Annotated in this window: 10 protein-coding genes; 3 read left to right on the top strand and 7 right to left on the bottom strand. The window is 37.9% G+C overall.

Features of this window, described 5'->3' with window-relative positions; genetic code table 11:
- Positions 1–245: 245 nt before the first annotated feature.
- On the top strand, positions 246–2,591 hold the full coding sequence (locus NEOC65_RS08850; RefSeq protein ID WP_213156288.1) for a DUF4116 domain-containing protein: 2,346 nt from the start codon (positions 246–248) through the stop codon (positions 2,589–2,591).
- A gap of 705 nt (positions 2,592–3,296) precedes the next feature.
- Here the strand turns inward: NEOC65_RS08850 and NEOC65_RS08845 are convergent.
- From NEOC65_RS08845 to NEOC65_RS08835, 3 genes are all read right to left on the bottom strand, one after another.
- The gene (locus NEOC65_RS08845) at positions 3,297–5,045 is read right to left on the bottom strand and encodes an SWIM zinc finger family protein (RefSeq protein ID WP_213156287.1); all 1,749 of its coding nucleotides are present in this window, start codon (positions 5,043–5,045) and stop codon (positions 3,297–3,299) included.
- Between the two features lie 117 nt (positions 5,046–5,162).
- Entirely contained in the window at positions 5,163–5,615 is a 453-nt protein-coding gene (locus NEOC65_RS08840) for a hypothetical protein (RefSeq protein WP_213156286.1), read from the bottom strand.
- A gap of 108 nt (positions 5,616–5,723) precedes the next feature.
- On the bottom strand, positions 5,724–5,924 hold the full coding sequence (locus NEOC65_RS08835) for a hypothetical protein (RefSeq protein WP_166158341.1): 201 nt from the start codon (positions 5,922–5,924) through the stop codon (positions 5,724–5,726).
- Positions 5,925–6,026: 102 nt separating this feature from the next.
- On the opposite strand from NEOC65_RS08835, the gene NEOC65_RS08830 reads away from it, so the two are divergent.
- Complete coding sequence (locus NEOC65_RS08830) at positions 6,027–6,197, top strand: hypothetical protein (protein ID WP_213151863.1); 171 nt, start codon at positions 6,027–6,029, stop codon at positions 6,195–6,197.
- Positions 6,198–6,215: 18 nt separating this feature from the next.
- On the top strand, positions 6,216–6,359 hold the full coding sequence (locus NEOC65_RS08825) for a hypothetical protein (RefSeq protein ID WP_213151864.1): 144 nt from the start codon (positions 6,216–6,218) through the stop codon (positions 6,357–6,359).
- Positions 6,360–7,172: 813 nt separating this feature from the next.
- Here the strand turns inward: NEOC65_RS08825 and NEOC65_RS08820 are convergent.
- The 4 genes from NEOC65_RS08820 to NEOC65_RS08805 form a co-directional block, all read right to left on the bottom strand.
- Complete coding sequence (locus tag NEOC65_RS08820; protein WP_213156285.1) at positions 7,173–7,373, bottom strand: hypothetical protein; 201 nt, start codon at positions 7,371–7,373, stop codon at positions 7,173–7,175.
- Between the two features lie 176 nt (positions 7,374–7,549).
- A complete protein-coding gene (locus NEOC65_RS08815) occupies positions 7,550–7,726 on the bottom strand; it encodes a hypothetical protein (RefSeq protein WP_213156284.1) in 177 nt (58 codons plus the stop codon).
- A gap of 68 nt (positions 7,727–7,794) precedes the next feature.
- The gene (locus tag NEOC65_RS08810) at positions 7,795–8,058 is read right to left on the bottom strand and encodes a hypothetical protein (protein WP_213156283.1); all 264 of its coding nucleotides are present in this window, start codon (positions 8,056–8,058) and stop codon (positions 7,795–7,797) included.
- Positions 8,059–8,738: 680 nt separating this feature from the next.
- A complete protein-coding gene (locus NEOC65_RS08805; protein WP_042242503.1) occupies positions 8,739–9,155 on the bottom strand; it encodes a hypothetical protein in 417 nt (138 codons plus the stop codon).
- Between the last annotated feature and the right edge of the window lie 956 nt (positions 9,156–10,111).

Genomic DNA, 10,111 nt, shown 5'->3' with positions numbered 1-10,111 from the left:
TGTAATGATTTACTTGTAAAGAAAATATAGCATTTTTTGATAAAAAACTCTCCTAAAATATTATCTCAGGGCAAAAATACTTTAAATCATGTTGAACTACTTATGTAAAAGTGATCGTTTTAAGGAAAGAAGTAGCTGCTTTATTTAATAGGTTGTATTTAATTAACTTGTTGCTTTCTTTTAAATTTAATAACATGATTGTGTTTAGTTGTTTTTAATTTAAGCTCGTTATTGAGGGATATTCAGTGGAAATAAATAAGTTATCTCAGGCTTGCAGTTATATAGATAAGGTGGCTGATTACATACCCATCGTCAGTACAGTAACTAACCTATTTGATATTTTTCAAAAACAGGTCATTTTACGCTCTAAACAAAAAGAAAATATAAATAAAAGCTCCTATTATCGACATCTTAGTCAGAAAAGCTTTAAACGGTGTATCATCTTGCTAATTCCTATTCTAGGAAATATAGTTGTAGGCATTTGGGACTTTACTCATCAAAAATGCTACCCTAGCTCCCCCCCAGCGGTGCATCCTGCATCTCCACAGCTTAGCTTCCCTTCCAGTAATACAGCCGCTATGCTTACCGCTGTCCAGCAAAACGTTTGGACCCCTGAGCCTGCTGAGCTTAAGCTAAAAAGCAGGAAAAGTAAGGAAGCTGTTGCCGTTCAGAAGGAGCCGCGACATGTGGGGGAGTGGCTATCAGAAATAGAATTAAATAAAGAAAAGAGATGTCTGCTTGCTGCCGTTAGACGAGATGGCTTGAAACTTCAGTATGCAAGTGAAGTTCAAAAAAAAGATAAAAAAGTGGTGCTTGCTGCCGTTCAGCAAAATGGTAAGGCACTTGCATACGCCAACCAGGCATTAAAAGAAGATGAAGATGTCGTGCTTGCTGCTGTTCAGCAAAATGGCACGTCCTTTGAGTATGCGCATGGGAAACTTAAAAATGAGAGAAGTTTTGTGCTTGCTGCCGTTAAGCAAGATGGCCGGGCACTTCAGTACGCCAGCCAAGAATTAAAAGAAGATAGAGAAGTAGTATTTGCTGCCGTTAAGCAGAATGGCTCGGCACTTCAGTACGCCAGCCAGGAATTAAAAAAAGATAAAGAAGTGGTGCTTGCTGCTGTTGAGCAAAATGGCTGGCTACTTCGGGAGGCAAGCCAGGAGTTAAAAAAAGATAAAGAAGTGGTGCTTGCTGCCGTTAAGCGAGATGGCTGGGCACTTCAGTACGCCAGCCAGGAATTAAAAAAAGATAAGGAAGTGGTGCTTGCTGCCGTTAAGCAACATGGCTTGGCACTTGAGTACGCCAGCCAGGCATTAAAAGAAGATAAAGAAGTAGTGCTTGCTGCCGTTAAGCAACATGGCTTTGCATCTTATTATGCCAGCCAAAAATTAAAAGAAAATAGAGAAGTGGTGCTTGCTGCCGTCCAGCAAAATGGCTCGACCTTTGAGTATGCGCCTGAAGAGCTTAAAAATGAGAGAAGTTTTGTACTTATTGCCGTTCAACAAAAAGGTTGGGCACTTAAGTTCGCAAGCCAGAAGTTAAAAGAAGATAAAGAAGTGGTGTTTGCGGCTATTGAGCAAGATGGCTCGGTACTTGAGTACGCAAGCCAGGATTTAAAAAAAGATAATGAAGTAGTCCTTGCTGCCGTTAAGCAAGATGGCATGGCACTTAAGTTTGCAAGCCAGAAGTTAAAAGAAGATAAAGAAGTGGTGCTTGCTGCTATTAAGCAAAATGGCTTGGCACTTGAGTACGCCAGCCAGGAATTAAAAGAAGATAAAGAAGTGGTGCTTGCTGCTATTAAGCAAAATGGCTGCGCACTTCAGTACGCCAGCCAGGGTTTAAAGAAAGATAAAGAGGTGGTACTTGCTGCTGTTAAGCAAAATGGCCTGGCACTTCGGCATGCAGGCAAGAAATTAAAAAAAGATAGAGAAATTGTGCTTGCTGCTGTGCAGCAAGAGGGCCGATCACTTGGGTATGTAAGCAAAGAAGATAAAGAAGTGGTGCTTGCTGCCCTCAAGCAAGATGGCTGGGTACTTAAGTACGCAAGCCAGGTATTGAAAAGAGATAAAGAATTTGTACTTGCTGCTGTTAAGCAAAATGGCTGGGCACTTGAGTACGCCAGCCAGGCATTAAAAGAAGATAAAGAAGTAGTGCTTGTTGCCGTTGAGCAAAATGGCTGGGCACTTGAGTACGCCAGCCAGGAGCTAAAGGAAGATAAAGAAATTGTGCTTGCTGCAGTTAAGCAAGATGGCTTGGCACTTAAGTTTGCAAGCCAGGAGTTAAAAGAAGATAAAGAAGTGGTGCTCGCTGCCGTTAAGCAAAATGGCTGTGCACTTCAGTACACCAGCCTGGCATTAAAGAATGATAAAGAAGTGGTACTTGCTGCCGTTAAGCAAAATGGCTTAGCCTTTTATTACGCAAGCCAGATGCTAAACAAAGATAAAGAAGTGGTGCTTGCTGCCGTTAAGCAAAATGATAGGGCACTTCAGTTCGCCAGCCAGGAGTTAAAAGAAGATGAAGAAGTAGTGCTTGCTGCCGTTAAGCAAAGAGACGCAGCACTTCAGTATGATAGAGAAGAGTTAAGGATTTGAAAAGGAAGAGCTAAAGATCACGATAGAGCTAGGTTAAAAAAGTTACTATAAGCTTAAAGCACGTATGGCCAACTTCACGTTTAAACTCAATCAAGAATAGATCTAAGTCGCTTTCTATAGAGTGCAAAGGTAACTGTTTATACGCTTTAAAAAAACTTAGTCTGCATACCCAACCTTCTGAAAGATCCGCTTATGCTTAACAAAAGGGGCTTTATAAAGTACGTGAGTGCATAAAGAGTAGATGAAAAGCATATTGTTTTTACTTCGAGCAGAAAAATGACTTTATCATCCTGAGCACCTATCAATTACTGTCGACTAATGAGATTACTTTCCATAAGGCGCGTTGTTTAAAATTTTATCCGCATTGCCGCTTCTGCCATGCCTAGGATTGATAAGATTTATCCATAGCAGCAGATTGAGGTTTCTCTATCAAATTCTGAGGACATTTAATAGATTTTGTAACAAAGGGGGGCCTTGTTGCAATAGGGAAAGATGCTTAAAAACACGATGGAGCCTAAAAATTCTCCTCAAAATTGAGAAGAATATTTAGCAATCTGGGGGAGGCAGTTCCTTTCCAAAAACTCTTATCGACTTAGAAAAATAGATATGGCTTACTTAAATCTCGTTAAGCGTGCTTTAAGAATAGAGCTTAAGCCTTTTGCGTCTATACTTATTTAAGAGATTCTCTCTCCTAAGGTATGGAAGTTATAGGTCAATGTTATGTTTGGTAAGGAGTTCTTTTAACTTGGGAACCAAATTGCGTTTACGATGGTGTTCCTCAAGAAGCTGCCGGATATTTTTAGTCCATTGAGCGATAGATTGTGCTTGTATAGCAGCAAGATAAGCTTTATCCAACCACTCTGCTGCTCGGCCATAATAAGATGCCCCTTGCTGAATGGACTCTGTGGCAAGTTTTTGACAGTTTTTTAAAGCCCATTCAGGCCGCTGAGTTAAAGCTTCTTCAATAAGAAACTCCGGAATAGTCCTAAATTTTTCTGCAATCTTAATAGCTTCATCAATCATTTTCTCATATAAAAGAATTTTAATTGACTCCTCATAATGGTAGGGCCTGTCAATTTGAACAAATTTTAAAATGCCTGGTTTGATGATATCCCATTGGCTTTGCGCCCCCTTTTGTAAAGCTTTATAGTCTTCCAAAGAAGAGGCCATAGTAAGCAAATCTACTCCAGCTCTTATACCTATCTGGATTTGACCTGCTTCAAAAGCTAGATCTCTTGTCCATCTTAATAAATTTCTTGCTAGCCAACCTTCTTCATGGGGTCTTTTATAGCAAAGAGCTGTTTTTAAAGCCAATTGGAGCTCTTTACATCCATAAAATTGCTGAGAAAGCTCTAAAAGTAGATTAGGGTCTCGAATATGGCTACTAATGAAATTTTCTGCTTCAACATATCTTTTAAGCTCAATGAGTAATTTCGCATATTCTTCGTCCATGCGCGCTAGATGAGCTAAAAGTAGACAGGTATCAAGCTTTTTTCGTCGTTTTAAAACATGAAAAGCAACGCTGGCAATTTTTTTGCTGACCTCTTCATCTAGCTCAGTAGCAAAAACTGCTTGATTAGTAAGAGCTGCTTTCAGTAAGGGATAGTCCCAGCCAACCTTCATCAATTCAAGAGCAGCATCAAAAGCGCCATCCGATTCTTCGTTCCAATCATAAAAAATTTCAATCCAGACTGCTTTTTCTTGCGAAGAAAAATGACTGATAAGAATGGCTTCTATCCAAAGCGACGCTAAAGCATCTAAAAGTTCCTCGTAAAGGTCATCTCCGCCAAAGTCGGTAAAGGTTTCTTTTCTTTCTATTAACGGCTTAGTGATCGCCTTTAGAATAGCAAAAGCATTAACCCCATCTTCAGCTTTTAAGAAAGGAATAACTTGTTCCATTAGTTCTTCAATTCTTAAAGCTATCTGGCTTAAACCCTCTCCTTCATCGTCCCAAAAATCATAATCCTGATAAAGGATATCTTCCATTTCACTAACAATGACTTGAGTATCCAGAAGAGATGTTGGTTCCCCGGTTGCTACAGGGCGGATAAGAAAGATTCGAATATCCTTCACCAGATAAGGATGTTGCTCGATCAGCCTTAATAATAATGATCTAAGCGTGCTCAGATCTAAGGTTCTTAGTATCTCTTCTAAAGGAGGTTCCAAGGATTCAATACCTTGACGAGCCATTTTAAGTAAGACTGCTACAAGGTGCTTGCAAGGATAAAAATCACACGGGCAGGAGCAGTAGCCTTTTTGCCAATCTTGATTTTTTAGAGAAACTTTTACTTGGTAAGGCTCGGGTGAGCTACCTTGAACTGTAGCATATAAAGTATCCGTGGCTATGGTTAAAAAAGTAACTTTTTCAATGTAATTTTCACCCTTAAGGAAAGTGTTTGGAAAACACCATTCTTTAATCATAGCTTCATTAAAATAAAAAGGATTTTTTCTCATAATTTTTGGCTCTGTTATCAAAATCCTCAATCAAATTAAATACATATTTTGCTGTTTTAAAGCCTTTTATTCCAAGTATTTAACGGCCCAAGCAAAAATAAAGCATGAGTATTTTCTTTAGGTTCTCGCTGCGTTAAGTCCAATTTTAAAAAAATTTGAACAATCCTCTAGGCGTTCATCAATAATCTTTCGGTTTTTCTTGTCGCCCATCATATTTTGAGGCAGAAAAGGAATATTTTCTGGCCGCTGATTAGGAAGCTCATTGGGGTGCTGAGCCTTCCAGTGATACAATTCTTCACGTTCATACATTGACTTTCCCAAGCCATGCGCAAGTAGCTGGAGGTTGCGCATGATAAGAATAGTAACCAGCTGAGGTTGGAGGCAGACTCTGAGGAAAAGGCATAGGAAAGGGTAGAGGAGATGGTGCACGGTAAGGATGGTGACTATTTGGAACAGGGGGTAGGCTTGGAGCCGCTGGCAAGGTAGGGGAGTAGGGCGATTTGGCGGTGGTGGTGCTGAGGGGGATATGCGCTGTCGTTTAGCAGATTGATCCTGCTGTAGTGGAAGCACGCGAGAAGCAGAAGAAGTAGATTGCCCTTCTTCTCTCTGAGATTGCTGCTCCTCTATTTGAGATGTTTCACCTTTACGCTTTTTAGCTAAGCTTAATAAGCGGCTGTATTAGGCAGATTGATTCAAATTCACCTGTTGGATGCGCTCTAATTGAGAAGCAGAAGGAGGCAAAGAGGTGGATTGTCCTTCCTCTCTCTGAGGTTGCTGTTCTTCTGTTTGAGAGATTTCAGTTGTACGTGTTTTAAAGGAAGAAACAACTGGCATATTTTCAAGAGGTGGGGAGGGGGGAGTTGATCCTGCGCCTCGCATAAATTTTTTCCTAGGTGACATTATTGGTGACATTAATAGAGTGTATGATAAATATGAACATATCACTAAATAAAAAAATGTAAACTAAAAAGGAGAGTTGAAATGATTAGTAACATTTTTGATAATTATTTGACCAAAGTAGATAAATTTACGGCGTTGTTGCGCCATGTTGCTCAAAAGTTTGAAGAAAAAGGACGGATAGAAATAGCCCATCTTTTATATCAAAAAGCTGCTCAAAATCACGATCCTGTAGCCATTGATTATTTGATATAATTTTATGAGCAAAAAGGAGTGGAACAGTACCAAGAAGCGATTAATAAATTGAAATCTCAGCTGGCTAAGGTCGTTCAACAACTTAACCCTGATTCTCTTCTTAAAAAACCCTATTCTTTGCCTCCTATTTCTTATTCTGGGGAAGGAACCATCCGCGGTTGATAAATTTTGGCATCGACTTGGCGAATTGCCAAGTTGATGGAATTTTAACCAGTTTTTAGCTCATCTAAAAGCATCGTTTATTCGATAAAAATACCTGTTTTTTGAGAGTTGGAGAGAGTCGATTAATCTTTAGCATGCTTTATTTTCGAGTGCTGGGATAGCGTGCATCTAGAAAGAAGAGCAGCTTTCCGACCTATATTTTGCACTCCCGTTTTATCGTTTGGAGAAGGGGTTAATATTTCCTTAGTTCACCTTTTGACAAAAAATTCTATGGAAAGCTGTTATAGCTGGATTGAGGGATCACTACTGTGTCTGGGAAATCATTTTTTTGTTTATCTTTTCTGTGCAGGGCAAAGAAGCTATCAAATATATACGCAATCGTTATTTTGGATGGTTTAAATGTATCGCTTGCCATTCGAAAATGATGTTTCGCATTTCATCTCAATTCTAAAAAGCAGTGTCTCCAAAATTATCATTTTGAAGGAAGTTTAAAGAGCCAAATGAATTGTAGAATCCTTTTTGGATTCTATAATTCATAGTAAAATTAGGCACTCCAAGAGAAGATACTTGCTTCTTGGTCTGGCATTTTCATTAATGTCTAAGCGAGCTGATCGGATTGTTGTACAGCCTCTTGCTGCATTTGGATGACAGAATCTAACGTTATTCCTTAATCGCTAATTTGGCAGCTGTGCCATCCGTCATGGTTAGCGACCCAGGGTCGGCAGTTTTAGTGACCCACCCTAGCTACCAAAATTTTTTTCTTTATTTCTCTTAAACTGCATACACGATGATATACTTTTTTATTCTTGACAGCTAGGCAACTTTTCTTGATAACTCAACAGTTACATTTTCTTGTACTGCATTTAAATGTTCACAAGAAGGCCTTAAAACAAAGATTGCATCTAGCGTCTTTTCGAAATTACGGAAGAGTTCTTTTGAATTTTCATTTTCAATAATTTCTCTTCCAACTTGGCACAAAGCATCCACTCTAGACTTTTCTACTGGGCTCCCCAAGGTTGCTAAAGGGAGTTTGTTCTTAATGAAATTTGTTTGAGACAAATGAAAAAGAAAGCAGTGGTAAACAGCAGGCTTAGAATCAAAGGTCGTTCTGATCCCTCAACGCCGCACTGTTGGCCAAACTGCAAAACCCACAATGACTACTCCAATCTTCAATAAAAAACCTCTAATAATCATCTCAAAATATATCCTTGCACCACATCTTTCATCTTCCATGAAAGATTTGCAGCCATAAGATAGCGATACTCATTTTCTTCCTCATATATGAGGACTATTACCCATCGTTTTCTATGATGAGAAGGAACATATAACCTTGCTCCCCCGGCTTGGACTCCATTTTTTTTTATCACCGCGAATGAAAATTTCCTGCTTCCAGTCTTGGTAGGCTTCAAAGAATTCTTGGCATGAGAGAGACTTTTTACCCCGCATGACTTTTTGATTCTTTCTTAAGTTGAGTAATGATTTGCACTCCAGGCCAAATAGCTTCTACTCCATCTACAAACAAGCTATTGCCGTAAAAAGTATTAGTGAGTACGCAAGCGACTTTAAAAGCAGGAAATTCACAGGCAAAATTTTTAAGTAATTGCAAAGCTAGTGTATACTTTTTTGGATATTCTATTGACCTTTTAGGCTCTTGGGGAGGGTCTTTTTTAGAAATTCCCCACCTTTTTAGCTTCCTCACTTCCTGTCACCATCTTGTGAGTACGGGATCGGGAGAATAAAAGGCAAAGGAGACGGAAATGCAAAATTTTTTAGTCACTAGCTGAAGAAATACTATATTTTGACCACAAAAGTAACCACTTGTTTTTTTATCCCGGATTTTATGCAAATGATGCAATTTCTCAGCATTTTTTGATCGCCTGTGATCTTTATCATCCATAATAAGAACCCCTTCTGTGATGCTATGTTTACGCAGGACCGCACGAACACTACAGATTAGCAGCCTGTTCTAAGCAATCTTAGCCCGTCTAAACATGGCCGATAAAGCCATCTTTTTATAGCTTTTAAGTCCAGCCCTTTCAAATTTTGCCCAACAGATTGAATTTGTAATTAATATGCCCATCAAGAAAAAGCCAGCGAACACCATTGAATTTTGAATAAGCTATTGGGGAATTTTCTTGTTTGAGAGCCACTTCACGTTGATTTAGATATTCTTTAATAAAAGGAAAGGGGAAGGAGGGGATATAGACAAAAAATTATTTTTAACGAGTTGATAAGCTACAACATTATTTTATTAAAAATTAGTCAACAAGAAATAAGTACATCATGGAGTATAGAGGCTTATGAAGTTTAAATTTAAAGGTGTAGGATAAGCAATTTAGAGGTAAGAGTATAAATTATTGAAAGGCTTATAACGTTAAGTTAATCATTTGAATCCATTTCAGTCGCATAAGTCTTTTTAAACTCTTCTTTAATAAGCTTTAATTCTCGATCTAGCTTTTCATGGATAGCTTCTAAGATCCACTGTTTTTTTGAATAGCTGGAGTATACTTTTTTGAAGATTTGAATACGTTTTTCAATCTCATTGGAGATAGTGTCATCTAAAAAAACTTGAATTCTTCTTTGTTTGGATAAATCACCCACGTTTTCCAATTTAAGCTTTTCAGCGATAGCTTCATAAACCCATTTTCCCTTAGAGCATTTTTTATTGATCGCTTTCAGCGAAAAAAGATGCTTTTCAAGTTTATCATGCAAATTGGAACCTATCGTAAAAGTGTAACTTTTCTCTTTAATAGATAGCAATTTATTTAGTTGTTCGTCGATATCAGCATTACTCATAGTATCCTTTTTTACGAATTTAACAACATCGCTTCATTAGTATTAGGAAAAGTTTTGTTAAATGGGGTCTTTACTACTTAAAAAGCACCAAGGCTTAAAGGCAGCTTTGTACTTCCTTCGCTTTAAGTGAGCAGCCAAAAAACTACTTCTATTCCTTCTTAATAGGCTTTTCATTCTCAGCTTTAAGATAATCTCTTAGGATTTATCATATTACGTTTAAGGATAAGGATATAGCAAATTTAAAGGAAGAAGATTTTTAAAAATTTCTTATACATTTTCGGTGCGAAGAGAGTTATTTAGTTTATATAAATTAAAAAATCTTATTGAGTAAGAAATGTGCATTATAATATAAAACTTGCTCAAGGATTTAGGTTTTGTAGCTAAGACTTTATATAATGGAAGAGGAGCCCTCTTTTTTGTCCTTCTTTAAAAGCAATAATATAGCTATATGAGTGAGGAATCTAAATAGCTGACAAAAGGCCCGCAGAAAAGAAGCTGTATGCCTTTAAGTTTAAATCAGCTTTTTCCTTTTCTTTGCATAAGTAAGAATCTAGCTAAAAAGCTTCAGTCTTCGTTGCTGATTTAAGCAGGCATCTTCTCAGATAAAAAAGGCTTTGTAATTCTTAGGAGAAACCCTCTCAGAGTCCTTAAGAGAAAGATAGAAGGGGAACCACTTAAGCGGGAAGAGTTACTATCTTTTAAGAAGTATTTAAAATATTTTTAATTAGTTGGCTGTTTTAAAGGATAGAGTATGCACCGATTGTCTATAGAATATATGACTGACAGCAAGGCTAAGAAAAGGAGTAAAATTTAACTGCCCGGCTTTACTAGCGCTCATTTATCATCAAGCGGTCTACTTAGTTCAACATGATTTAAAGCCTTTTTGCCCTGAGACAATATTTTAGGAGAGTTTTATATCAAAAAATGCTATATTTTCTTTACAAGTAAATCATTAC

The organism is Neochlamydia sp. AcF65, from assembly GCF_018342435.1.
Taxonomy (GTDB): Bacteria; Chlamydiota; Chlamydiia; order Chlamydiales; family Parachlamydiaceae; genus Neochlamydia.
The sequence above is the reverse complement of the archived record's forward strand: the minus strand, read 5'-3'. Positions and strand labels throughout refer to the sequence as shown.